This window comes from Bradyrhizobium sp. Leo114, from assembly GCF_055229415.2.
This window is the reverse complement of sequence record NZ_JBUYEN020000004.1, coordinates 120540-145785: the sequence shown is the minus strand read 5'-3', so window position 1 is coordinate 145785 and position 25246 is coordinate 120540. Positions and strand designations below refer to the sequence as shown.

The 25246-nt window shown below is 62.5% G+C and carries 15 protein-coding genes and 1 tRNA gene; 13 read left to right on the top strand and 3 right to left on the bottom strand.

Annotation, left to right across the window (positions count from 1 at the left end; translation table 11 throughout):
- The first annotated feature begins 61 nt into the window (after positions 1 to 61).
- Positions 62 to 1195 carry an ROK family protein gene (locus tag ACZIRK_RS06655; protein WP_130227991.1) on the top strand — a complete coding sequence of 378 codons (1134 nt, stop codon included), beginning with the start codon at positions 62 to 64 and terminating at the stop codon, positions 1193 to 1195.
- 274 nt (positions 1196 to 1469) lie between these two features.
- Here ACZIRK_RS06655 and ACZIRK_RS06650 read toward each other — a convergent pair whose 3' ends face one another.
- Positions 1470 to 2333 carry an alpha/beta fold hydrolase gene (locus tag ACZIRK_RS06650; RefSeq protein WP_130227992.1) on the bottom strand — a complete coding sequence of 288 codons (864 nt, stop codon included), beginning with the start codon at positions 2331 to 2333 and terminating at the stop codon, positions 1470 to 1472.
- Positions 2334 to 2455: 122 nt separating this feature from the next.
- On the opposite strand from ACZIRK_RS06650, the gene ACZIRK_RS06645 reads away from it, so the two are divergent.
- The 10 genes from ACZIRK_RS06645 (at position 2456) to ACZIRK_RS06600 (ending at position 19989) form a co-directional block, all read left to right on the top strand.
- A tRNA-Ser gene (locus ACZIRK_RS06645) sits at positions 2456 to 2545 on the top strand.
- Between the two features lie 576 nt (positions 2546 to 3121).
- Positions 3122 to 3514, top strand: coding sequence for a hypothetical protein (locus ACZIRK_RS06640; RefSeq protein WP_463327090.1), 393 nt, complete (start codon positions 3122 to 3124; stop codon positions 3512 to 3514).
- A 113-nt stretch (positions 3515 to 3627) separates the two neighbouring features.
- Positions 3628 to 4527, top strand: a complete 900-nt coding sequence (locus ACZIRK_RS06635; protein ID WP_474417556.1) for an integrase core domain-containing protein — start codon at positions 3628 to 3630, stop codon at positions 4525 to 4527.
- Between the two features lie 322 nt (positions 4528 to 4849).
- Positions 4850 to 5602: an STN domain-containing protein gene (locus tag ACZIRK_RS06630; protein ID WP_130230581.1), complete on the top strand. Its 753-nt coding sequence runs from the start codon at positions 4850 to 4852 to the stop codon at positions 5600 to 5602.
- A 10-nt stretch (positions 5603 to 5612) separates the two neighbouring features.
- Positions 5613 to 6197, top strand: a complete 585-nt coding sequence (locus ACZIRK_RS06625; RefSeq protein ID WP_165435601.1) for an RNA polymerase sigma factor — start codon at positions 5613 to 5615, stop codon at positions 6195 to 6197.
- Positions 6181 to 7203 (top strand): FecR family protein, encoded by a 1023-nt coding sequence (locus ACZIRK_RS06620; protein WP_463327088.1) that lies wholly within the window; start codon positions 6181 to 6183, stop codon positions 7201 to 7203. Before ACZIRK_RS06625 ends, ACZIRK_RS06620 begins: the two co-directional genes overlap by 17 nt.
- A 161-nt stretch (positions 7204 to 7364) precedes the next feature.
- Positions 7365 to 13772, top strand: a complete 6408-nt coding sequence (locus ACZIRK_RS06615; RefSeq protein WP_463327087.1) for a filamentous hemagglutinin N-terminal domain-containing protein — start codon at positions 7365 to 7367, stop codon at positions 13770 to 13772.
- 119 nt (positions 13773 to 13891) lie between these two features.
- A complete protein-coding gene (locus ACZIRK_RS06610) occupies positions 13892 to 18403 on the top strand; it encodes a filamentous haemagglutinin family protein (RefSeq protein ID WP_463327086.1) in 4512 nt (1503 codons plus the stop codon).
- Between the two features lie 1113 nt (positions 18404 to 19516).
- Positions 19517 to 19732 carry a hypothetical protein gene (locus ACZIRK_RS06605; protein WP_130227640.1) on the top strand — a complete coding sequence of 72 codons (216 nt, stop codon included), beginning with the start codon at positions 19517 to 19519 and terminating at the stop codon, positions 19730 to 19732.
- Entirely contained in the window at positions 19714 to 19989 is a 276-nt protein-coding gene (locus ACZIRK_RS06600; protein WP_130227641.1) for a hypothetical protein, read from the top strand. The genes ACZIRK_RS06605 and ACZIRK_RS06600 overlap by 19 nt, the downstream gene beginning before the upstream one ends.
- Positions 19990 to 20203: 214 nt before the next feature.
- Here the strand turns inward: ACZIRK_RS06600 and ACZIRK_RS06595 are convergent, their stop codons facing one another.
- Positions 20204 to 21769: an MFS transporter gene (locus ACZIRK_RS06595; protein WP_463327118.1), complete on the bottom strand. Its 1566-nt coding sequence runs from the start codon at positions 21767 to 21769 to the stop codon at positions 20204 to 20206.
- Here ACZIRK_RS06595 and ACZIRK_RS06590 point away from each other — a divergent pair.
- A complete protein-coding gene (locus tag ACZIRK_RS06590; RefSeq protein ID WP_245474855.1) occupies positions 21693 to 23093 on the top strand; it encodes a ring-cleaving dioxygenase in 1401 nt (466 codons plus the stop codon). The genes ACZIRK_RS06595 and ACZIRK_RS06590 overlap by 77 nt on opposite strands.
- Here the strand turns inward: ACZIRK_RS06590 and ACZIRK_RS06585 are convergent.
- Positions 23086 to 24045 carry a LysR family transcriptional regulator gene (locus ACZIRK_RS06585; protein ID WP_165435348.1) on the bottom strand — a complete coding sequence of 320 codons (960 nt, stop codon included), beginning with the start codon at positions 24043 to 24045 and terminating at the stop codon, positions 23086 to 23088. The two genes, ACZIRK_RS06590 and ACZIRK_RS06585, sit on opposite strands and share 8 nt — an antisense overlap.
- 263 nt (positions 24046 to 24308) lie before the next feature.
- On the opposite strand from ACZIRK_RS06585, the gene ACZIRK_RS06580 reads away from it, so the two are divergent.
- A complete protein-coding gene (locus tag ACZIRK_RS06580) occupies positions 24309 to 25235 on the top strand; it encodes a helix-turn-helix domain-containing protein (protein WP_130227643.1) in 927 nt (308 codons plus the stop codon).
- Positions 25236 to 25246 lie beyond the last annotated feature (11 nt).

Sequence of the window (25246 nt, the reverse complement as noted above, 5' to 3'; positions counted from 1 at the left end):
TGGGCGCAACCAAACCCGTTCCAGGCCGTTATCCCCGGGTTCCAACCGGGGCAAGGATTTCATGGCCGACGAACTGGTATTGACAACGGGGATCGCCCACCACGGTGCGACGCGGCTGCCGTCTGTCGACGTCGACAGCTTCAACATCGAACTGAAGGACGACGAGGGTTTCCTCGGCGACCGCGCCAGCAAGAGCGCGTTCCGCAAGATCCTCGATCGCTGGCGCAAGCCGCTGCGCAAGACCGGCGAGGACCCGTTCGGCGATGAGCCGTCCGACCAGGTCAGCAAGAAGACGCTGGACGCGATGCTGATCGGCGACGACACCGAGGCCTCCGCCGTGGTCCACAGCGCGATCGAGGAGTTCGCGCTGGAGCTTGCCTATGTGACTCGGCGTTTCCTCAAGACCAAGCCCTGGGCCAAGACCGAGCGCATCGTGGTCGGTGGTGGCTTCCGTGACTCCAGGCTTGGCGAGCTCGCGATCGCGCGCACCGAGATCATCCTCAAGGACGAGAAGTTCAAGGTTGATCTTCAGCCGATCCGCCATCACCCCGACGAAGCCGGGCTGATCGGCTGCCTGCATCTGGCGCCGTCATGGATCTTCGAAGCTCATGACAGTATCCTGGCGGTCGACATCGGCGGCACCAACATCCGCTGCGGCGTGGTCGAGACGCGCTGGAAAAAGGCGCCGGACCTCTCCAAGGCCACGGTCTGGAAATCCGAGCTTTGGCGCCATGCCGACGAAGCACCGACGCGCGAAGCCGCGGTGGAGCATCTGGTCGAGATGCTGCAGGACCTGATCGCGGAAGCCGAGACCGATGGGCTGAAGCTGGCGCCCTTCATCGGGATCGCCTGTCCCGGCGTGATCAATGAGGACGGCTCGATCGAGAAGGGCGCGCAGAACCTGCCGGGCAATTGGGAGAGCAGCAAGTTCAACCTGCCGGCAAGCCTGGTCGAGGCGATCCCGCAAATCGGCGACCACGACACCGCGATCGTCATGCATAACGACGGCGTGGTGCAGGGCCTTTCCGAAGTCCCCTTCATGCAGGATGTCGAACGCTGGGGCGTCCTGACGATCGGCACCGGCCTCGGCAATGCGCGCTTCACCAACCGCCGCAAGGAGAACGGCAAGAACGCCAAGAATGGCGAGAAAGCCGAGAAGGACAACGGCGAGAAGAAAGCGAAGAAGAGCGCGTGACGCTGGGTGGATGCCTACCCTTGATTTCGTCATCTTCCCGTAAGTTTACGGGCGGTTTCCCGGAAATCCGGATGCAGTAAGGTTTAAAGGTTAGGTTAAGGCCGACATTGCGTTGGCCGTTGCGGCGCCCGTTGCTACGGTGATCGCGTCGCCTCCGCTGACCGGCGAAGCCGCACTTCCCCGGCCAGCATTTTGATGAAGCGGCACGGGACCGCCAGTTATTTTTGTCGCGTCTGGCGGTCCCACCCACTCTTTCTAACCTGATTCTCCCGCTTCAGATCCATCCGATGCGCGAAAAGAACGAGGAGATCTCGTTGCTTGCGCGATCGGGGGCTTCGCGATGCGGAAAATGTCCGACGCCTTCGAACATTTTCAAATCGAGGTCGGTGAAGGTCTCGCCGAGCCGGTCGGTCCAGGCATAGGGAAACAGCGGATCGTGCTCGGCCCAGCGGATGCAGGTCGGCGCGGTGATCGCAGGCAATGACGGCGCTTCGCCCTGCATCATCCTGACGCGCGCAGCGTGCGCGGCGCGGTAATGCGCGAAGCCGCCGGCGAGATTGCCCGCTTTCAGGAAGTTGTCGGTAAAGGCGTCCAGCACATCGTCGAACGCGTCCTGGCGGTGCGACCAGCCTTTGAGGAAATGCCCGATATAGAGGGCGCAACTCTCGCGCGTCGCGCCGACGAGTTTGGGCGCCATCTCCATCTGGTGGAATGACTGGTACCAGATGTGGTTCAGCCTATCCGGCGCCGCCATCCGCGGCCCGATGCCGGGATAGACGAAATCGAAGAAGAAAAGCCCCGCGATCCGCTCGGGCGCTTTTCGTGCCAAAGGCTGCATCACGGCGCCGCCGACATCATGGCCGACCACGCCGGCCCGCTCGATCCCGAGCGCATCCATCAGCGCTAGCATGTCGTCCGCGTGCTGTTCCGGCCCGTACGGGCCATCCGGCTTGTCGCTGTCGCCGAAGCCGCGCAGGTCGGGGGCGATCAGCGTAAAACGGTCGGAAAGTCGCGCCATGACCGGCTCCCAGGTCAGCCAGAATTCCGGCCAGCCATGCAACAAGAGCAACGGCTTGCCGGCCCCGATCCGGGCGACATGGAACGCCGCCCCATTGGCTTTCACCGTCAAATGCTCCATTTCGCCCTCCTTTGGCCGTTTCGGCGCTGCGGAAATCTTCTCCCGGCGCCTTGTCTCCCCCGGCATCCTCGCCTAGAACACGCCCCGACCGCAGAGGGTGAGGAATCACCTTTTTGGCACCGGGAGAGGTGGCAGAGTGGTTGAATGCACCGCACTCGAAATGCGGCATAGGTGCAAGCCTATCGGGGGTTCGAATCCCTCCCTCTCCGCCAAGCAGCCCTCTAAGTGCCTGATTATTCGAGTCCTTCAGTAAAATAGGGGCTTTCGTTACCAGCCGTTGGTACAAAAGGTTGGTACAACGCGATGGTCCTCAAAATGGCGCGCCCTTGGCCGCACCCAATCACCGGCATCTATTGGTTTCGCAAGGCCGTTCCGTCCAAGCTCCGGCCGATCCTCAAGAAGAGGGAGGAAGTATTCACTTCGCACTCGGGATCCGGACGAGGCGAAGTTGCGTCATGCTGTGAAGGCCGCCGAAGTAGCAAAGCGCTGGGCAGGTCTGAGGAGCGGTGTCCAGACCCTGACCTTCAAGCAGGCGAGCGCGCTTGCGGGAAAGTTCTCTCGTGAGCGGATCGCGGCGAACGATGACAATCCCGGCGTGTCAGAGCGGTGGGAAAACAAATTCAAGAATCTCAAACGGGACGGCAAGCTGATCCCCGAGAAGAGGCCCGACGCCGTTGGCCTTTGGCTACATTATCGGTGGCATGCGAAGCAGTACCTGACCGAAATGCGCATGCGCCTCGATCCGCCGAGCTTCGATCTTTTTCAAGGCGTTCGCGGAAGCGAGTCAGATGGCCGACCAGCATTTGATGCGCAATGCAAACCGCGACTACACGCCCGATCCGAAGGCTTCGCGCTTTCCCGAATGGCAGGACCACGCCAAGCCGCAGGTGAGCTCAATGGTCGCGGCGTTCAAGGCGTACGCAAAGGAAGCCGAGCTTGGTGCGAGGACCGTCAAGAAGTGGGGACCGATCATCGATCGTCTTGTCGTTCATGTCGGTCGCGACGACCTGTCAGCTGTGACCCGCGCTCTTCTCATCGATTGGAAAGACCAATTGCGAGCGGAAGGATTGACACCGAGAAGTATACGGGACGGCTATCTTGCCGCGGCGAAAGCCACTGTGTGTACCGAAAACCTTATCCGAGTTGATGATGTAATGGAATCGCCTAAGCTGGCGGAATGATCGGGCTGCTCTGTTTCGTACTGGCCGTCTTGGCTTCGCCCCTCAAGTCGAAGAGCCGACTTGAAGCAGAGAATGCGGCGCTCAGACATCAGTTGATTGTCTTGAGGCGTAAGATGCGGGGTCGCGTCCGGCTCAGCAACGATGATCGCTGGTTCTTCATTCAGCTGTATCGCTGGTTTCAATCGATCTTGCAGGTCCTCACGATCATCCGGCCCGAGACGGTCGTGCGTTGGCACCGGGCCGGCTTTCGCGGCTACTGGCGTTGGAAGTCGCGCCCGATCGGAGGGCGACCGCCCATCGACACAGAGCTGCGCGGATTGATCCGGCGGATCAGCATCGACAATCCGTTGTGGGGTGCGCCGCGCATCCACGGCGAACTGCTCAAGCTCGGGTTCGAGGTCGCGCGGTCCAGCGTCGCCAAGTACATGGTGAAGCGACGCGGGCCACCTAGCCAGGGATGGCGCACCTTCTTGTGTAATCACGCGCCGGACATTGCCGCCATGGACTTGTTCGTTGTTCCAACGATCGGTTTCGATCTGCTCTATGCTTTTGTGATCGTCCGGCTCGACCGCAGAGACCTCGTCTGGATCAACGTCACAGCAAATCCGACGGCGGAATGGGTTGCACGTCAAATCACGGAGGCATTTCCTTGGGATGAGGCTCCGCACTACCTCATCCGTGATCGCGACCGGATCTATGGCAGCGTCGTCACGCGCCGATTGCGCGCCATGGGCATCCGGGACAAGCCTACCGCACCAGCCTCGCCTTGGCAGAATGGCTTTGCTGAACGGCTGATCGGATCGATCCGGCGTGAGTGTTTGGACCACGTCATTGTTTTGGGCGAGGCGCATCTGCGTCGGGTCCTGCAATTCTATGCCGACTATTACAATAACGTCAGAACGCATCGATCCTTGAACAAGGACGCGCCGATTTCTCGCCCGGTTCAGCGAACCGGTGCGATCAGTTCACGCGCCATCCTGGGCGGATTTCATCACCACTACGCCCGAGCTTAAGTTTTCGGTACACACAGGACGTCGGGAGGCGATCGAGGCGCGACCCTAGAGCTTGCAAGGATCCATTTTTATGATCGGCGCGAAGCGGACGTTGAACGTCCTATTGTCGATTTCGAACCGACACCGCTGCCAGATCGACGGAGCCGCGTTCGCAAGTCTTCTCGGTGTCAGTGAGGCCCGGTACCAGACCAGCGCGAGTCGCAAGCTATCGGACTCGGCTAAGAGACGGTGACATGTCTCTGTCACATACCGTGAATAGATCAGTGTCACATCTAACGATCTTAACGATGGGAGGGCCGGACGTTTGAGGCCGGGATCGCTTTTGTCGATCGGGTCCTGGTTTCGCATCGGCCTTGCGGTCCTGCCCGATCTCGTGCTCGTCGTTGCCAGCGCGCCGGTGATGGCCCAGAGCCGGACTGAAGCGACGCAAGTCGCAGGACAACAGCAGGATGACCATTCGTCGCAGATGATGTTCGTTATTCCGTCACAGCACCTGGGCGCAGCATTGAGAGCTTTTTCCACCACCGCCCAGATCGAATTGTTCTACGAAAGCAGCATCATTTCGGGGAAACGTTCGTTTCCCGTGCATGGCACCTTCGCGCCCGAAGCGGCGATGCGGGTGATGTTGCAAGGCACCGGCCTATCGAGCGCCTCGTTCGAACACGGAACCATCACCATCTTGTCGCCCGCCACGAAGGGTCATGACGCCGCCGAGCTGAAGCTTGCAAAGCTCGGAGTCGCGCAATTTTCGTCCTATCTTGCGCTGGTTCAGGCCAGTCTCGATCAGACGCTGTGCCATGTGCCGATTGTCGCCGGCGATCCCGATGAGCTACTTGCGCGCCTTTGGATATCGCCGGCCGGCGGCGTGCAGCATGCTGATTTGTTGTCGAGCACGGGGTCCGATGCGCGCGACCGCGTCTATCTGGCGACGCTCGCGCGGGTCGCGACCGGCGAGCGGCCGCCAGCCGCGATGCCGCAGCCGATCAATCTGATGTTGATGCCAAAGAAGACGCAACGCTCGGCGGCGTGTCAGTCGCCAACGTTGCCGCAATCGCAATCGGCCGTACATGAGTAGTGCAGCGGACGTGGCCGTGCTGCGGCAAATGCTGGTTGGCGAGTATGACGACCTGCGGCGGCAGTTGACGCACCGGCTGGGCTCTGAAGACGCCGCGCGTGAGGTCTTGCAGGAGACCTATCTGCACCTGGAGCGTCCGATACGGCTGAGCGTCATAGACAGTCCGAGGCGCTATCTTCTCACGATTGCCACGAATATTGCACGGATGCGGTTTCGCCGCGAGCGTCGGCTGACCAGCCTGTCCGATCTGGACGAGGCGCTCGGCTTTGTCGATGAAGCCCCCGATCCGCTGCGCGGCCTGGAGGGGCGGCAGGAACTCGAAGCGCTCAAGATTGCATTCGACGAGCTCAGCGCGCGGCGCCGCTTTATTCTGTTTGCCTCGCGCCTCGAGGGGCGAAAACTGCGTGATATCGCCGATGAATTGCAGATTTCTCAGCGTTTCGTCGAGAAGGAGCTGAAGGCAGCACTGCTGATCTGCGGAGCGAAGATCAGGCGCAACGTCATTCAGAGGTTCGGTCCGAACGCCGGCGAAGCATCATTGGGAGTACCGTCGGAGCCGGCGGCGCGCGAGAGCAGCCATGACGACGCAGAATGAGCCAAAGCCGATGATCCCCGCTATTGTCGATGAGAACCCAGCGGATCTCGATCCCATCAGGCGCGAAGCCTATGAGTGGATCGCGCGGTTCATGGCGGGTGATATGATGTCGGCCGACGTCGATGCGATGAAGATGTGGTACCGGCAGAGCCCGGAGCACAAAAGTGCTTATGCCGAGGCTCGCCGTGTCTGGCAGTCGCTCGGCCCTATCGCTAACGAGAGTCGCCACGACTCTGGCGCAGCCGCCATCATCCAGATGGCGCGCAAGCCCGCAGTGCCGAGCCGACGTATGGTGATCGGCGGCCTGATGGCGGCTGCGGCCGCCTCGGCTGCCTATGTTGCGGTGCGTCCTCCGCTCGACCTGTGGCCATCATATACGGAGCTGATGGCGGATGTCCGGACCGGTGCCGGCGAGCGACGTCAGGTTGTGCTGGTCGAGAATGTCTCGCTCGATCTCAACACCCGCACGAGCATCGCCTTGCGCCAACAATCATCTGCCGCCACGCAGATCGAGCTTCTGACCGGCGAGGCGGCGATCTCGACCGGCGTCTCTGCGCCGCCATTCACGGTTATTGCCGCCGGCGGGCGCGTGACCGCCGCCGATGCCGAATTCAATCTGCGATGCGACGGGGTGCAGGCGTCGATCAGTTGCCTGAGAGGGCGGCTGAGCGTTGAGCGCAATGGTCAGTCAATGTCGCTGGGCGGCGGTCAGCAGGTCAGCTATGGCGGTGGCGGCATGGGAGCCGTGGATGCCGTCGATCGTGACAGCGTGACCGCGTGGCAACGCGGCGTGCTCACATTCGACGCGGTGCCGGTGGATCGCGTGATCGCTGAGGTCAATCGCTATCGGCCGGGACGTATCATTCTGATGAACGGCGAGATCGGGCGACGCCTGCTCAATGCGCGGCTCAAGGTCGATGAGACCGACAAAATTATCGTGCAGATCGTGCATATTTTCGGAGCGAAAGCCCGCCAATTGCCCGGCGGTATCGTACTCCTGACATGATGAGCCGTCGTCGGCTGCGAGCGACGACTTCGCCGTCAAAAGAATCCTCGCAAAAGTAAAAAAGTTGTTCGGTCGTCGCGGGCGTCGTTCATCCCGGGCGTAGAGGGATCGCAGAAACTGCGATCTCTGCCTGTTGAAGTCGTCACCGAGAAGGCGTTCGCATGTCCGTCCAGTACATCCGTCTGAATCGCTCACGTCGAGGTTTTCGGACCAACGCATTGCTGGCCGGCGCGAGCCTGATCGCCTTGCTGGCTACGGCGCACGGGAATGCGCATGCACGCAGCCTTGGCGGTGGCGGTTCAAGCGCGGTCGCCATGGGGCTCGTCAATGGTGGTCCGGAGGCCGCGCAGGCAAGGGCAGCTCAAGCCGCGCAAGCGGCGTCGCAAGCGATGATCCGCGCGTCCAAGGCGATGCAGGACATGCGCAGCATTCAGGACGCCGCGCGTGCCGCTGCGATGTCGGCTGCATCGACAGTGCCGAACGGACTGGCTCCGGGAGGCCTCGTCGTTGCGCCTGGTGTGAAGGTCGATCGGACCTTGTGGCAAGGCGCCAAGTTGCCGACCGAGACGACCGCCGGCGGGCGGAGCCAGGTCGAAATCAAGCAGACCGAGGCCAAGGCGATCCTGACGTCGGACAAGTTCAACGTCGGTCGCGAGACCGATTTGTACTTTAACCAGACGGCCGGCGGCGCCGACAGGACCAACTGGATCGCGCTCAATCGCGTCATCGATCCGTCGCTGGCACCGAGCCGCATTCTCGGCACCATCAAGTCCGAGGGACAGGTCTATGTCATCAACCGGAACGGCATCGTGTTCGGCGGCACAAGCCAGATCAATACCCACACATTCGTCGCATCGTCGCTCGGCCTGAGCAACGAGCAGTTCCGCGCAGGTATCAACAGCACCCTCTCGATCTGGGCGGATGGCTTCGACTATGCCATTCCGACCTTCGGCGACAGTTCGACCAACACGGTGGCGTCGAACATCGTCCACTATGGCCGCACGCCCGGGGATGTTGTTGTAGAGGCCGGCGCGGTGATCGAAAGTCATAGCGGCGGCAAGGCGATGCTGTTCGCGCCGCGCGTCACCAATGCCGGAACGATCCGTACGCCTAACGGGCAGGTGTTGCTCGGCGCCGGCGAGAATGTCTGGCTGGCCGATCCAAAGTTGAACAACCAGAACATCGATGTGCGCGGCCTCGATTTCGCAGTCTCGTCGCCGACGGAATCCCTGCTGCACTATTTGTACCTGAGCAGGACGGTGACAAATCCCGATATCAGCCCGCTTTACGTCGCGGTGATGGGCGAGATGGACGCGCGTGCCGCCAGTGTAGGCTATCGCGTTTCGAATACCGGCGCAGTGGAGGCCTCGCGCGGCAATATCACGATCAAGGGCCGCGAGATCGAGCAGAGCGGCACGCTGATCGCATCGACCGCGCTCAACAATCAGGACGGCTCCATCAATATCAGCGCCTGGAGCCAGGGCATTATGGCCGTGCATACGGATTTCAACTCCGGTCGTGGGCTGTTTTCATGGGGGACGGGAAAGCTGAGTCTCGGCTCGGGCAGCCTCACCACGGTGATGCCGGATCTGACCGACACCAGCAGCATCGAACAGGGCAATGTCGAAACGCGCTATCGCGCAGGCTCGATCAATCTGCGGGGCACTCTCATCGACATTCAGTCCGGCGCCACCGTGGTCGTGCCGTCCGGTACGATCTCCGTGATCGCCAGCAAGCTCCCGCCGACGGTTCCCGGCTCGGTCCCGGGCGCGCTGGACAAGACCGACGATGGCAGCCGCATCTATGTCGATTCCGACGCGCTGGTCAGCGTCGGCGGCCTGCGCGACGTGGCGCTCGCGATGGAGACCAATACGGTCAAGGTGGAGATGCGCATCAACGAATTGCGCGACAGCGTCCTGTATCTCGATTCGTGGCTGCGTGGTGCGACTGTTTATGTCGACAAGCGGGTGAGCGGGACATTCGCCGATGGCCCGATGGCGGGTGTGCAGTGGTTCAAGGACAAGGGCGGCGCGTATGTGGCCGGACGATGGGAAGGCACGCCGCTCGGCGACGTCAGCGGCTGGATCGGGACCGGCACGACGACGCTGGCCGAACTATCGACCGTAGGCGGCAAGATCGTGCTGCGCGCGGGCGGCGAGACGATCGTGCGTGCCGGTGCCGTGCTCGACATCTCCGGCGGTTCGGTGCGCTATGCCGATGGCTGGATCACCACGACCAAGCTGCTCGGCGCCGACGGCCGCGTCTACGATATCGGCAATGCGATGCCGGATCAGCAATATGTCGGCTTTCCCCGCAGCTTCATGCGGCGTCATGAGCGCGCCAATCTGACCGAGACATGGCGCTCCGTGTTCGATCGCAACAACGAACGGCGTTTCGAACAGGGTTATATCGAAGGCCGCAATGCCGGCAGCATCGCGATCTATGATGGCGCAGGCCTCGTCATGGAAGGCGAACTGGATAGCCATGTCATCACCGGCACGCGTCAGGCCGCGAATGGCAAGCCCGCGACCGCGGGGAGCCTGCAATTCGGCGGCGGCAGCGTTCCGGAGGGACCGTGGCTGGGGTCGACATTCGTGATCACGCACGATCCGGTGAAGCTTGCCAGCAACTTCACGGTCGATAGCGAGCTGCCGAGCGATTTCTACGATCTCACGCGCGATCCCAAGGAACGCGCCAAGACGGCCTATATCGCCGACGGCATCCTCAACCGATCGGGCGTGGGCAAGATCGACATCTTCTACAACAAGGCGTTCAAGCTTGCGGAGGGCGCCAGTCTCGATCTGACGCCGGGCGCGACGCTGAATGTGATCCAGCACGGAAGCCCGAGCAACGCGCTGCCGACTACCGCAGAAGTCAATGGCGGCATCCGCATCGCCGGCGGCACCATCAATATCCAGGTCGGCAACAAGATTGATGTGGGCGCAAAAGCGGTTCTTGACGTCAGCGGTCGCTGGCTCAACGACGTAGCCGATGGCGGCCCGGCAGCGTTTTCCCAGATCAATGGCGGCACGGTCTCATTGGCGGTCGATTCCAATGCGGTGGGGTCGGGCGTCAGGGGCGAGGTCACCATCGCATCCGGTGCCATCATCGACGTCTCCGGCGGCGTCCGACTCAGCGCCGCTGGCGCAAAGACGAAGCTGAAGCTGGGAGATGCCGGCGCGATCAGGCTTACGAATCTCACAGGCACGAGCCTCGACGGCGTCGATTTGCGCGGGTTCGCCGCTGGCTCGGGCGGCACGCTCAATATCGGTGTCCTGGCCGATGTGCAGGTCGGTGGAGCGGCGCCGGCAAACGCAGCGACGTTCCATCTGCGTGACGCGCTGTTCGCGGATCGCGGCTTCCGCGCCGTCTCCATCTCCACGATGGGCAATGCGACGGTTCCGGCCGGCGCCGTGGTCAATCAACAGCCGCAGAATGTCTTTCTGACATTCGACAATCCGATCTCCGTTACGACCGGCACCGAGCTGACCGATATCGGGATCGTCCGGGTCCTGGATCTGCAGGAGCGTCTGGTCCGCAAGCCGGCCAGCCTGGGCATCACGGCGTTCAAGACGCTGACGGTGGAAGCCGGCGCTACGCTGATGACGGACGTTCGGGGCAGCATCGCCCTGACGCAAGACAATGCCAGCACGCCGAAGACGGGGAGCGTCGTCGTTGCCGGCACGATCATCGCACCCGGCGGTACGGTGTCCCTCGACGGTGGCAATGTGAAGCTGGCGGCGACCGCGCAGATTCTCGCGCGAGGCACACCGACGATCTACACGGATCCGCTCACGGGCCTGCGCAGCGGCAATGTGCTCGACGGTGGTACTGTCAGCCTGAGCGGTGGACTGATGCTCGATTCCTCGGCGGTGATCGATGTGTCCGGCACCAGCGGTGTGATCGACGATCCGATGCGCCCGCGCGGCAGCGATGCGACGCTGCCGCTGGCCAGCGATGGCGGCCGGATCACATTGACGAGCGGAGGTCTCGCTGGATCGACGATCGATGCGAAGATAATCGCCAGGGCCGGCGGAGCCGGAGCATCGGGCGGCACGCTGAACATTCTCGATCTGGGCGCCCCGTCCGGCTCCGTCCAGAATGCCCTGGCCGGCACCTATATGGGCTACTTCAAGCTGGTCGGGACCGGCGGTCAGTATTCCTTTGATGCGGCGACCGGCACTTACTATGCGAACGCCACGTCGGGGACCTACAATTTCATCGGCGGGACGATGGCGGGATCGCCGATCTCCACGCTCGTTCTCGATCTCGATATCTATGACGAATACGGGACAGCCGCCTACAAAATTCCCCTCACCATGAAAAATTCGATCAATCAATTGCCGTCGGTCATCGGACTTACGCCGCGCATCGTGAATGGTCTTGCGGCCGACGCGCAAGGCGGCGGTTCCGTCGCGCCCTGGATCGTGGATCCGACCATCGACCAGAAGGCGGTCGTCCTGATCAACAAGTATTTCTATCGCGCGACGCGCCTCGGCACGACGACCACCTACACGCCGGGTGCGAAGATCCTGATTAACGACACCACATATGCCGGCACGACCATGTCCGCCGATGCCATCAGCGGCGGCGGCTTCGGCGCCGTCAATCTTCCGGGCAAGTTGCGACTCGACAACGGTGTCGTGCTCAACCTGCAGAATGCGGCGGTCTCGATCGCCGGCAATATGTCGGCGACGACGCCAACCGCAAGCGCGGCGATTCACGCGGGCTATCTCGCACTCGATCTCGGGGTGGCCGACGCCAATACGACCGGCGGCTCGGGAACGCTGCTGCTCGATGCCGGCCTGATCGATATCACGTCAGGCGTCACCCGCGGCTTCGGCAATACCAAACTCGTCGCCAACGAAATTCGTCTGCACGCATTCGAGCTGGGTGCGACAGCCTTGCTCGATGTCGATGGCACGCTAACTCTGCAGGCCGGGCAGATCTATCCGTCGACACAGACGACGGCGGCGATCAAGGCGCCGGACCGTATTCTGGTTCTACCCAATGGCACGCCATCCGCGCCGCTCTCGGCCGGTGGCGATCTCACTTTGTCGTCCACGGATATCGACGTGTACGGCTCCGTGCGCGTGCCGTTCGGCAGCTTGACGCTGAAGGCCACGCACGCGATCACCTTGGGGGAGGGTGCCACGGTGTCGGTGTCGGGCGATGGGCTGACGGTGCCCTATGGTCTGCTGCTGAATGGCGAGGACTGGGCGCTGCCGGTGCAATACGGTCTGCCGAACGTGATTACGGCACTGCCGGAAAAGAAGCTGCTGCTCGATGCGCCGGCGGTCAATATGGCTGCGGGTGCCAAGGTCGATATTCGCGGCGGCGGCGATCTGCGAGCATCGGAATTCGTCGTCGGCAGTGGCGGCTCGCACGACATTCTCGCGATGAACGGCGTCTATGCGGTCCTGCCGGCGCTGGCATCGGCGACCGCGCCGAAGGATGGTGGGGTTGCGGTTGGCAGCCGGGTCTGGCTGGCCGGGGGCGGCGGTCTCGCCGCCGGTTGGTACAATCTGTTGCCGGCGAAATATGCACTCCTGCCCGGCGCGTTCGCCGTCCAGATGGTGGCTGGCAGTTCCGGCAATCCTGTTCGCAGCGTCACGCGTTTGCTGGACGGATCGTTGCTGATGTCCGGTCGCCTCGGCAGCAATCTCGACAGCTCGGCAGATGTGCGTGCATCGAACTGGCGTGTGATGAACGGCAACGTGATCCGGTCCTATTCCGAATATAACGAAGCGAGCGCCAACGAATTCTTCGCCTCGGAAACGTTCAAGCTGACGCAATACCGCAAGCTCGGCCTCGATGTGGTGACGCCGCGACTGCCTTTGGATGGCGGCGCCGTCGTGTTCAAGGCGCGGGACCAACTGGTGCTGGATGGACAACTGCTGTCGCAAGCAGCGCCGGGCGGCCGCGCAGGCACCGTCGATATTGCGGCGACCAATATCGCGGTGGTCGGCGCAGGAGCCGATACCAGCGGGCTTGGCGGCTATCTGATCATCGATTCGAGCCGGCTCAGCAATTTCGGCGCGGCCAGTCTGTTGCTCGGCGGCGTTCGCACCGGGACCAATCTCGGCGTCTCGGTCACCGTACGGGCCGGCAATATCGTGGTGCGCAACGGTGCTGACAGTGCCTTGACCGGTCCGGAAATCATTCTGGCGGCGTCCGACAACATCACCATCGCGGCCGGCAGCGTGCTGCGCGCCGCGGGTGCCGCCACCAGCGATTCCGGCGATATCACTCTGATGCCCCAGGTCGCATCGCCGGAGCGCGACTTCGGGGCGTTGATCCGCCTGTCCAACGGAGCCGCCGCCAGCGTTCGCTGCACCAATGTCGACGGCACAGCGTCCGGTACCGTCGAGGTCGGCGCCGCTGCGGTCATCGACGGCGGTCGGGCGCTGCTGATCGACGCCACGCGCAACACCACGCTGGCCGGTTCGGCGCAGGTCTCCGCTGTCGATATCACCCTGTCCGGAAGCCGCATCGGCTTCGGTGGCGGGAGCGAGGGCCTCGTCTTCGATACAGCCGGGATGCTCGCTTCAATCAGGCGCAGAATCTGACGCTGCGCAGTTACTCGACCATCGACTTCTATACCGGAATCGATTTTGGCGCCGCCGGCCTGCGATCGGTCACGCTCGATGCGGCCGGGCTGGTCGGCTACAGCGCCGGCGGCACCACGGTGGCGGGCGATACGATCGCGCTGCGCAACAGCGGCGGCAGTTTTGTCGATCCGCTGGTCGTCGCGCAGGGCACGCTCGCCTTCAATGCCGGACGCATCGTGCTCGGGGCCGGCGCCAAGTCGGTGCGAGGTTTCAATGCCGTCACGCTGACGGCGGCCGATGCCATTGCCGGGCAAGGCGGTGGCAGCCTGGATGTGTCCGGCAATCTCAGCCTGGTGGCGCCATTGCTGACCGGTGGGAACGGTACGAGCCAGTCCATCATGACGACTGGGCATCTGGCGGTCACGTCGCAGGATCGGACGCGGCCGCGCGATGCCGACAGCCTGGGCTCGCGCTGGGCCCTGACCGGCGCCAGCGTCGATTTCGGCGGTCGCATCGATGCGCTTGGCGGCAACGTATCGCTGACCGCGACCGACGGAGACGTCAATGTATCTGGCGGCGCCATCATCGATGTCGGCGGCTTCAGCAAGGCGTTCAACGATGTGACGGCTTACGCCAGTGCCGGCACGATCGAACTCACATCCGTCGGCGGCAGCGTCGTGACCCAGGCTGGTTCGGCATTGAATCTCGCAGCGGCCTCCGGCGGCGGCGATGCGGGCAAGCTTGCCGCCGTTGCTGCAGGCGGTGGCACCGTGGCATTGAACGGCCTGGTGGATGCGCATGCTGCCGCGGGCAAGGGTGGTTCGTTCTCGCTCGATATCGGTGCATTGCCTGATTTCGCTGGCTTCTCGCAACAATTGGCGAATGCGGGCTTCACGCGGTCGCGCACGTTCCGCATCCGCACCGGTGACATCGTGCTCGATGGTGTGACGAAGGTGGAGAGCTTCAGTCTCAGCACGGATGCCGGCAAGGTGACGATCACCGGCACCATCGATGCGAGCGCGGCCTATGGCGGCAATATCGCGATCTCTGCGGGCAACGGCCTGACGATGACCGAGACGGCCAATCTGATCGCGCGGTCGACGACCGAGCTCGGCAGCGGCCGGGTGTTGCTCGATGCCTCCGGTGGACGTCTCGATATCCGCGGCGGCGTCATCGATGTCTCCGGCGGCAATGGCGGCAAGGTGCGTTTCCGCGCCGGACAGGTTGCCGGGCCCGATTACGTTGCGGTCGATCGTCTGGCCGCGACCATCGTCGGCGCCCGCTCCGCGGTGCTGGAGGGCGTATGGCGTCCTGCGACCGTCGTTTCCACCATCGATGCTGCTTTGCGCGATCAGGCCAGTGCAGCGGCCGATGAGTTCGCGACCCATGCCGGCGATATCACGTCCCGCCTGCAGATCGGTCCCGGTATCGCCGTTGCTGCGGGGGTTGAAATCCGCAGCGACTCAGATCTTACGCTGGGCGTCGATTGGGATCTGTCGGGGCTGAGCGCGCGTGAGGGCGGGCTCACATTGCGCGCTGCCGGAAATCTGAACATCAATGGTCATATCAGCGACGGCTTCGGCGATGTGGCGCGCGGCGGCACGCTGCTGGCGCAGGACTCGTGGGATATCCGGCTGGTGGCCGGCGCCGATCTCGGGGCGGCCGACATCCTGTCGGTCAAGCCGCTCGCGACATTCGCAGCCGGCAAGGGATCGATCGTCGTCGGCGATGCGAGCCACGGCTATCAGATCCGCACCGGCACCGGCGACATTGCCGCGCAGGCAGGTCGCGACATCCAGCTTGCGCATTATCAGTCGGTGATCTACACGGCCGGCCGCAAGGATGTGACGTCTTACGCCGACTTTGCCGCACCGGCGGGCGCCGAATACGGCATCCTCGGCGGGCATCTGGCGATCGGCGCCAATGGCAATATCGCCAGTCAGCTGCCGGTCGATAATGCGGAGAACATGCTCTACACGAACTGGCTCAAGAAGGACGGTCTGACCGACAACCAGTTCAATTTCACCGGCCAGCAGGCGACTTGGTGGATCAATTATGCCGGCTTCACGCAGGGCATCGGCGCTCTCGGCGGCGGCAATGTCAACCTGCAGGCGGGCGGCGATCTCGACAATCTCTCCGTGGTGCTCGCGACCACCGGCCGCGTTCACGGCGGTACGGTCCCCGGCGACTCGCGCTATTTGCAGATCGATAATGGCGGCGCGCTCAATGTCTCTGCCGGCGGTGATATCAAGGCGGGCAATTACTACGTCGCCCGCGGCGCCGGTGCGATCGACGCGGGCTCGTTCGCGATCGGGCGGACGCTGCGAGGGCGCTCGTTCGAGGGACCCGGCGGCGGCGATATGAGGTCTTACGACATCTCGCCGGTGCTGGCGCTCGGTGACGCTACGCTGAGTGCCCGCACTGCCGGAGATCTGCGGCTGCAGGCCGTGCTCGATCCGCTGATGACCTTTGACCCGTCCAAGCCATGGTCCAATGGCCAGACCTTGATGCTCGGCCAGACCGACAATACGCGGCTCGATCTGAGCTCAATCGGCGGCGATGTGACGCTGGTCAATCAGGTTCATTATCTCTCGCAGGATGTGATTACCGACACCTTATGGTTCGAGATCTATAGAGGTGCGGTCCAGTTCGCGAACCTCTATGCAAATCTCTATCCGGCGCTCACCAACATCGTTGCGCTGAACGGCTCGATTTCCAATCCGGGCCGCCTGAATATCCTTCCTGCCACGAATGGCGGATTGACGATGCTGGCTGCGAGAGACGTCACGCCGGGCAATCTCGTGATGTCGCGTGCGACGCGCGAAATGCTGCCGACGGCTCTTCGGCCGTTTGGCAGCGGCATCAACTTCTATCCAACCGGAAGTCAGACGGAGACGTTTTTCATCGCGCTGCTGACCAACCTCATCGATCCATATGCCTATTATTCGCTGAGCATGGATTACTTCCATGAGGTCGCCAATCCGTCCGTTCTGATGAATGCCGGCGACAGGGAGCCCAGCCGGATCTACGCGCTGAACGGCAGCATCCGCAGCGGCAACGTGACCACCAACGAGCAGATGCTGATGTCGGCCAAGACCGATATTCGCGATCTCGCGCTGAACCTGCGCAATCTTCACGTTTCCGACGTGACGTGGCTGAATGCCGGCAACGACATTCTCAACAACAATCTCAACACCGAACGGATGCCCGGCACAGTCATTCAGGGGCCGGGAGCGCTGCTGCTGACGGCGGGACGCGACATTCATGCTGCGTCGCAGGTCATCATCAGCCAGGGCAATCAGAGCTACAATTCAGCCGGGTTAGTGAAGGATGGTCAGGTCAAAGGCCTGCCCGATGGCGGCGCCTCGATCGACATGATCGCCGGCTTGAACGGCCGGCAGCCGGATTATGCGGCGGTTGCGAAGACCTATCTCGATCCGTCCATGGTCGGTTCGATGCAGACCTATCTGACGACGACCGTCGATGGACGGTTGCTGCCACTCTATCTCACCGATGCGACCAAGGATCTCGCGGATGGCGCGATCAAGCAGACCCGTATCGGTCTGGTGTCCTTCATCAAGCAGATGACGGGCGAAACCCTGTCGCCGCTGCAGGCCTGGGAGCGCTTCCAGTCGCTGCCGGCGCTAACCCAGCAGCGTTTCCTGCGCCAGATCTATATGCAGGAACTGCGGATGGCGGGACGTGACCAGAACGAGCGCGATGCCGATGGACGCGTGCTCAATGGCGGCCACCGGCGCGGCTACGAAGCGGTCGCAACGCTGTTTCCGGGCGATAGCTGGACGGGATCGGTACTGTCGGCCAATTCGCTGATCCGCACCGAGAATGGCGGCGACATCAACATCCTCGTGCCCGGCGGCAACCTTCAGGTCGCCGCGTTGAACCAGACGGTTCTTCCGGGCGATGGTCTGGTCACGCTCGGCTTCGGCCGGGTCAACATTGCCGCCCGCGACGACGTGGTGGTGAACCGTTCGCGTATTCTCACCTTCAGCGGCGGCGACGTAACGATCTGGTCCACGCTCGGCGATATCGATGCCGGCAAGGGTGCAAAGACCTCGCGCGTGCCGAAGGCGCCGGTGACCGAGACCGACGTGGATACGGTGACGCTGACCAAGGAACAGGCCGATATTTCCGGCTCCGGCATCGGCACCGTGATCGGCTATGCCGGCGTCGAGCCGGGGGACCTCGATCTGATCGCGCCGGTCGGCACAGTGGATGCCGGCGATGCGGGTATCCGCGTCAGCGGCAACTTCAATGTCGCTGCCCTCATGGTGCTAAACGCGGACAACATCAGGGTGGGTGGCGAAAGCAAGGGCGTGCCGAAGGCGCAGCCAGCGGTGGTCAATCTGACGGCCGAGACCAAGGACAAGGCAGCGGCCGACGCCGCTAAGGATGCCAATCAGCAGGCCGGCAATGACCGCCCGTCGGTGATTATCGTCGAGTTTCTGGGTTATGGTGGCACGACCGATGGCGACATGGAGCGGCGTGAAGAGGAGCAGCGCCGTAAGAAGCGAACCGAGATCCGCAGCTATGACGCAACTGGTCCCAACCAGGTGCTCGGGCTCGGAACGCTAACGGCCGACCAGATCGCCGGGCTTGCCGCGGAGAAGCGCCGCCAGTTTGCACAATGACCGTCGGCGCGGCGATCCTCGTTCCTGCATTCTTCAATGTGGGGAGAGGGGCGCGGTTCATGACCGACCTTCAGACGGTTGTAGTCATGGCGCCAATGGTTGGGCGCGACCTCTCAGACGTCGATGCCAGCGGCCTCCAACGCTTCGATGTGCCGGAGCACCTTGAACGACCTTGGGCCAGCCTTCGATCGAACCGATGTGTTCGATCGGACGCCGGTTTGACCGCGATCCCTCGTCTGTCTTCTCGATCATATCGCCAACCCATTTGCGCCACGGCCCCGCGAGCGCGTACTTTTGGTCGGGACCCACCTCTGCGGAAGGCATTATGACCAGCGGCCAACGTGTACCGCATCAATAGACCGCGTACATGGCGGCACCGACCGAAGCGCGTTGCACCAAGAAAACGCTTGCCAGCGGGGAGCCGTCTGCAGATGGCACAAAGCGGATACACACTAGCTGTGATCGCGGGTCGACGGACTCTCGTCACGTTGCACAGCCGCAAGGGCTGAGGCGTGAAGCGATGAAGCTAGAGATCAGTCGCAGTCGTCGGTGCTAGAAGGCCATCCAGCCTTCGATCTCCTTGCGAAAGAACTCGACGTCGTCGGGCTCGAGTACGCAGCAATAGTTGACTAAGGCGAGATTGTTTCGCTGGAACTCACGGAAGTCCACACTGTAGGCAGTCGAAGGTCACTGGATAAATGAGGACGCTGTAATCTGCCTATCACTTGATGGCGCTAATAGCTTGCTGAGCTAGGTGTTCTCTGTAGTCTTTCGCGCGACCGCATTTTGGGCGGAAATGCGCCTGCGACGCTAAAGCCCTCGTTTCTCGCATGGACTTGCATCTACGATGTTGCGCAAGTTGGTGCGCGCGTGCTGCTCCTTTCATCGATATCGTTCCGCTTCAACGGCAGAGCCCTTCGGCACAATCGGCCGAAAGCGGAGATTCAGCCAATTGGTTTCTGGGGCGGGACAGGAGCTGTCACCACCTTGTCATAAGGCGATAGTTACCGTTCGTATCTTGTAGCTAAGGGCCTACCGTGAGCGTAGAGTGACCCAATTGGCTCGCTGCTTCGTTGGCGCGCGCTGTCGGTTGTACTTTTGCTCAGGCGAAGCGTGCTCCGCACCGGCACCGGCAGTCTTGATCTGCTCGCCGGTGGAAGCTTCAGCGAGGCCACGCCTTACGGCGTCTACACCGCGGGTACGCAGTCGGCGCCGATCCTCCCAGCTGACGGCACCAATCCTTACAACCTCGTCGGAACCGCGAGCGGCGGCGCCTCGCAGGCGTGGTATCCGGCGGTGACATCAGGCTCATGGCGCAGCAGGATGTGAGCGGCTACATCCAGCTCTTCGACAACGTCACCCGCTACGTCGATTCCGATCTTTCCGGCAACTGGCTTGGACGGCAGGGCGGCACCGTGGTGTCGTCAGACCCGGGGCGCAAAACGGACAATCTGTTCGAGCCTGGCTTGTCGGGCCAGCAAGGAGGTTCAAATTCGCGCTCATCATACGGGACGGCAGCTTTTTCCCCAAAGCTGATGCTCCTCCCTTCTGTCGCTTGTCTCGTTGGAGCTATGTGCATTGAGTAATCCAGGTGATTTGTGGGCTCCTTCGAATGCCGAGTTTCGATACTAGGTGCCTCGCCACTTCAGCAACTTGAGCCCTGGTCGGAGCGCGATCGAGAGCGGACTGTCATACTTCGTCCAGAACTCATCCTGAGAAGGTCGACGCTAGCGATACGTCCGGGATCCGAGACCAGGAAGGTTGCTACTCTCGACAGGCCGAGCTTGGTGCGTCGCCTGATTAAGGGGACTGAAGCCGGGTCGCTATGAAGTGGGTAACCTTGGGTTCGGCCGTCGCGCCGAACTTGCGGATCGCGTCCTGAACGATCCGGTCCGCGTTCGTCACGCGCTGGTGTTGTCGGAGATGCTCGAGCCAGGATGCGACCATAAACGTTTCCAGGAAGCGTCCGTTCTCAGCGGCATCCTCGAAGATGTCCCAGGCATAGGCGCCGTCGCGCCGCCTCTGTAGGCCCAATTCCATGACGGCGGAAAGGAAGGCGTCGCGCCTTTCCGGAGCGATGAGGTACTCTACCGTGACGAGCACGGGCCCGCGATCCGCACCGGCATCGATGGTCAATATCGGCGCCGGCCAATGCATCGACGGTGCAAGGTCGATTCCGGCACCGGCCTGAAGCTTCCAACGCCAGGTCAGCACAATCCCGGCGACGGCGCCCGCTGCGGCGATGAAATGCGCTGCCGGCAGGCCCAGTCCCGAGGCGAACTGTCCCCAAAGGGCGCTGCCGGCGGTCATCGCGCCGAAGAACATCGTGACGAACATGGCCAAGCCGCGCCCGCGGACCCAATCGGGCAGCGAGACCTGAACCGAGACGTTGACCGTCGCGAGAACGGCGATCCACGAGACGCCTGCGAGCAGGCAAGCCGAAAGACCGATCGCCGCGTGATGGGCGGTGCCGAGCAGGATCAGACTGAGCGCCGTTCCGAGCGTGCCCGCAGCAACGAGCCGGTCTGGTCCCTGGGTCGTCTTCATCCAGGACAGCGCGAACGCACCCACGACGGCGCCGACCCCGATGGCTCCGAGCAGAATGCCGTAGAGTTCTGGACCGCCCGCGATCTGATCGCGCGCGACGAGCGGGAGCAACGCCCAATAGGCGCTCGCGAAGAAGAAGAACGCCACCGCCCTGATGAGCGTGGCGCGGAGGCTCGGATTGAACCGCGCATGGCGGAAGCCGATCACCATGGCGCCGGCGAGCCGCTCCGGCGGCAGCCCACTCCCTTGCGGGGACGCCGGCCGCCACCAAAGCAGGGCGCCGATCACGGCGAAATTGCTCAGCGCGTTGATCCAGAATGGTGCGGCGATGCCCAGTCCGCCGATGACCACGCCGCCCAGCGCTGGCCCGATGGCTCTGCTGATGTTGACGCCCACACCGTTGCTGGCGACTGCCGCCGCCAGGTCTTCGTTCGGGACAAGCTGAGGGACGACCGACTGCCACGCAGGCGCGGTGAATGCAGCGCCGGCGCCGAGCAGGAAGGTGAACAGCAGCAGGATGGGCGGAGTGACTAGATTTAGTCCGACGAGCACCGCGCTTACTGCCGCGACGGTCGTGAGGGCGATCTCGCAGCCGATCAGAAAACGGCGCTTGTCGACGGTATCCGCCAGCGCGCCGGCCGGTAGCGCGAACAGGAACATCGGAAGGCTGCTCGCGACCTGAACCAGGGAAACTGTGAGCGGATCGGCATCGAGACTTGTCATAAGCCATCCGGATGCAGCGTTGTACATCCAGGTGCCGACGTTGGCGACGACGGTCGCGGTCCACACGACGGTAAACGTGGCGTGCCGAAACGCGATCCACGGAGAAGCGTTGCGCGCAGCGACCGATTGGATGGGCTTCTCGTTGGATGGAGGCATCGCATCTACTCGACCGATCGAACGGCGATCGTCGATGGATCATGGCACCCGTTGGGACGAAGTGCCGGAGCAAGGTTTCGGACCGCCATCCTTGGTCAAGCCAGTCGGGAGTGATTGCAGGATTCCACGGCGTTTTGTACGATTGCGTCGTCGTAGTGGCAAAAATGGCCCCATATTGGCTTGGGACGGTTCGGTTATCGGGAAAAAGTCCAAGACGCCTCGTGAAGTTCGGGAGTTGTGTGTCCCGGACGACCGGCAACTGCAGCGAGAACGAAGGCCGGCAGGTGAGCATGACGCATCGGACGGACGGCCTTGGGGCCGCGAATTGGACATCAGCCACGTGAGCGCGCGAGGGATTCATCACGTTACGGCGATCGTCGGCGATGTACGGCGCGCCGCCGACTTCTATTGCGGTGTGCTGGGGCTCAAACGCGTCAAGAAGACCGTCTGCTACGACGACCCGGGCAGCTATCATGTTTACTACGGCGACGACCTCGGGGTTCCCGGCACCGTGATCAGCACGCTTGCCTGGAATTGCGTGACGCCGGGCTTAGCCGGCGTCGGCGAAGTCGTTCAGACGGCTTTTCGCGCAGCTCCGTACTCCCTTGACCAATGGGCTGATCGGCTGGATGCCTTCGATGTGCCCCACCGTTCGCAAATGTCGCCCTTTGGGGAGCGGATGCTCTGTTTCGCGGATCCCGACGGTACGGCGATCGCGCTGGTCGAGACGCTGGAAGAACCGTCGCAGAGGGCCGATCGCAATGCGCCGGCCGCCTGCCTGCTGCACGGCCTCCACGATATCACGCTCAATGTCCGCGAGGAGGACGCAACCATCGATATCCTGCAGCAGGTCTTCGAGTTCGAACTGGTTTCCCGAAGGGATGGGACTATTCGCTTCGTGGCGCATGATGGTCCGGGCGGTGCGATCACCTTACACGTGATCGGGAAGTCCTCGCGGGGACGCCTCGGCGGCGGCACCATCCGGCATGTCGCCTTCCGCTCTCGCGATTTCGACGACCGATCGGAGATGGTCGAGAAGCTTCGTTCAGCGTACGGCATCGTGGTGAGTGATCCGATAGAGCGAACCTACCTGAACGCGGTGGGCTTTCGCGCGCCCTGCGGGGTTCTGTTCGAGATCGCGACCGACGGTCCGGGATTCTCGGTCGACGAGGCGCCCGGGCGATTGGGCGAGAAGCTTCAACTTCCCGCTTTCCTCGAAGAGCGTCGCCTCGAATTGCAGGCGATCCTTCCTCCACTCAATTAGATCGCTTGACGGCCCGTTTCGTCCTGGTGTGTGGGACTCCTTCATGAGCCGACTTACCTTCCATGAAGTCGGTGAGGCGAGGGCAGACGAAGTCGAGGAATGCTTTCACGCGAAAGGGCAGCCGCGGCCCGCCATGGTAGAGTGCGTGGATCTGCTCGTCGTCACCGACCGTACCTTTGAGCACTTCGACCAGGCGACCGGCGGCCATATCGTCGCGAATGTGATAGTCGGCCAGCCTTGCGAGGCCGATTCCTGCGATCGCCATCCTCCGCAAGGTTTGGGCGTTGTTCGCAACGAGCGGACCGCTGACCCGTCGATCGACGATGCGACCGCTTTCCTTCAGAGGCCAGACCGGCGCGGAACGCCGGAAGTTGAATCCGAGGCACCTGTGACGGGAAAGATCCGCGATACTCTTGGGTTCACCCATGCGCTCGACGTAGCCCGGAGATGCGACGATCCTTCTCTTCACGACCCCGATGCGCCTGGCGACCATCGCGGAGTCCTGCAGGGAGCCCACGCGAAAGGCGACGTCCGCTCGATCGAGGTACAGGTCGACGATCTCGTCGGAGAGCGAAATATCGACCATGATGCCGGGGTGAGCTTCCCAAAAGGCCGGGAGCAGAGGTTCGAGGCCGAGGATGCCGAACGACACTGTGGTGTTGACGCGGATCGTTCCGCCGGCCGCCGCGGCGCCTCGAGAGACGCTCCGTTCAATGCTGTCGAGTTCGGCGACGAGCGCGAGGCTCTTCTCATGGTACATCCGACCTTCGGAGGTCAAAGCCAAGCGTCGCGTGGAGCGCTCAAATAGTCGGACGCCCAGCCGCGTCTCGATCCGTCCGATGAGCTTGCTGACCGTGGACGGCGTCATCAGAAGGCGGCGGGCTGCCTCGGAATAGTTTCCAGCTTCCACCACGCGGAGGAAGACCTGCATTTCGCCAACACGATTGTCCATGCCCCGACCATCTATGAAGCTGTTTCACAAATAATGTGGAATGCGGGCGGGTATCAAGTCCGGGTTTCTTCACCTATGGTCGGTCATCGTTTCCGTTTCGACGCATTTTTCCGATCGGCACGTCGCTCTCGATGGTTGCTCGTTCGGCGACTTGAACGAAGGCGATTATCTCTCTATGAGAATTTTGTTCGACGGACGCGCACTGGAATGTGGTTCGTCCTTCTCGATAGCGTGTTCGGTGGCGGATGGCTTTGGACGTTCCAATGAAGGAAGAGTCTGATAGCAGGTCTGGCGGCTTCTATGGTCGTCGCCTGAGTCAGCACCTCGGTATGGAAGGCGACTGCCTGCTACGCGTCCACCGCGAGGGACAGTTGACGCTCGCGATGACCCGACTGACCTGCTCCCACTTCGTTCGGGAACGAACGGCGGCCATCCCTTCCGAACCAGCCTTCAGCATCCTGCACCAGCTCGGCGACCTCGAAAGGCATTCCTGCTGGCTCGCCGGTAAGGCTAGGTATTCAGGGGCCTTCGGCGCCGGCACCGTCAGCGTCATCAATCTGATGGACAATCCCCAATGCGAATTCAGGGGGCCGTTCGACGCCGTCCAATACTACGTTCCGCGGCGCGCCCTTGACGAATTCGCCCAAGAGCATGGAGCCAAGCCGATCGCGACGCTCAAATGGAGCAGAGATCAGCGCGATCCCTACCTCTCGACCTTGTCCAGCGTGCTACTCAGCGCGGTCGAGCAGGATTCGGAGACCAATCAGCTCTTCCTGGATCAGATCGGTTTGAGCCTGCTCGCTCATTTTGCGCAGACCTATGGTGGCATGCGCCCGCGGGATAGTGCGGTCGGCGGAGGTCTTGCGCCGTGGCAGGAGCGCCGCGCTAAGGAGATCATGCGGACGCGACTTGCTACCAGCCTGACGATCGCCGACGTCGCCGCGGAATGCAAATTGACGCCCAGCCACTTCGCAAGATCGTTCCGGCGCAGCACGGGTGTCGCTCCGCACGAATTCCTCTTACAACTCCGGATCGATGAGGCCAAACGTCTCATGCTGAGCACGAAGCTTCCGCTCGCCGACATCGCGCTCATCTGCGGCTTCGGAGACCAAAGCTACTTCACCAGGGTGTTCTCCCGCAGCGTGGGCGCAAGCCCCGGAGCCTGGCGGCGGGCCCGGACCGAGGGCTAACTAAATCCTGG

Bases quoted from the DNA above. Each gene is read 5' to 3' on its own strand.
- ACZIRK_RS06655 (WP_130227991.1), top strand. From the start codon at position 62: ATGGCCGACGAACTGGTATTGACAACGGGGATCGCCCACCACGGTGCG.
- ACZIRK_RS06650 (WP_130227992.1), bottom strand. From the start codon at position 2,333: ATGGAGCATTTGACGGTGAAAGCCAATGGGGCGGCGTTCCATGTCGCC.
- ACZIRK_RS06640 (WP_463327090.1), top strand. From the start codon at position 3,122: ATGGCCGACCAGCATTTGATGCGCAATGCAAACCGCGACTACACGCCC.
- ACZIRK_RS06635 (WP_474417556.1), top strand. From the start codon at position 3,628: ATGCGGGGTCGCGTCCGGCTCAGCAACGATGATCGCTGGTTCTTCATT.
- ACZIRK_RS06620 (WP_463327088.1), top strand. From the start codon at position 6,181: ATGACGACGCAGAATGAGCCAAAGCCGATGATCCCCGCTATTGTCGAT.
- ACZIRK_RS06615 (WP_463327087.1), top strand. From the start codon at position 7,365: ATGTCCGTCCAGTACATCCGTCTGAATCGCTCACGTCGAGGTTTTCGG.
- ACZIRK_RS06600 (WP_130227641.1), top strand. From the start codon at position 19,714: ATGGCGCAGCAGGATGTGAGCGGCTACATCCAGCTCTTCGACAACGTC.
- ACZIRK_RS06585 (WP_165435348.1), bottom strand. From the start codon at position 24,045: ATGGACAATCGTGTTGGCGAAATGCAGGTCTTCCTCCGCGTGGTGGAA.
- ACZIRK_RS06580 (WP_130227643.1), top strand. From the start codon at position 24,309: ATGAAGGAAGAGTCTGATAGCAGGTCTGGCGGCTTCTATGGTCGTCGC.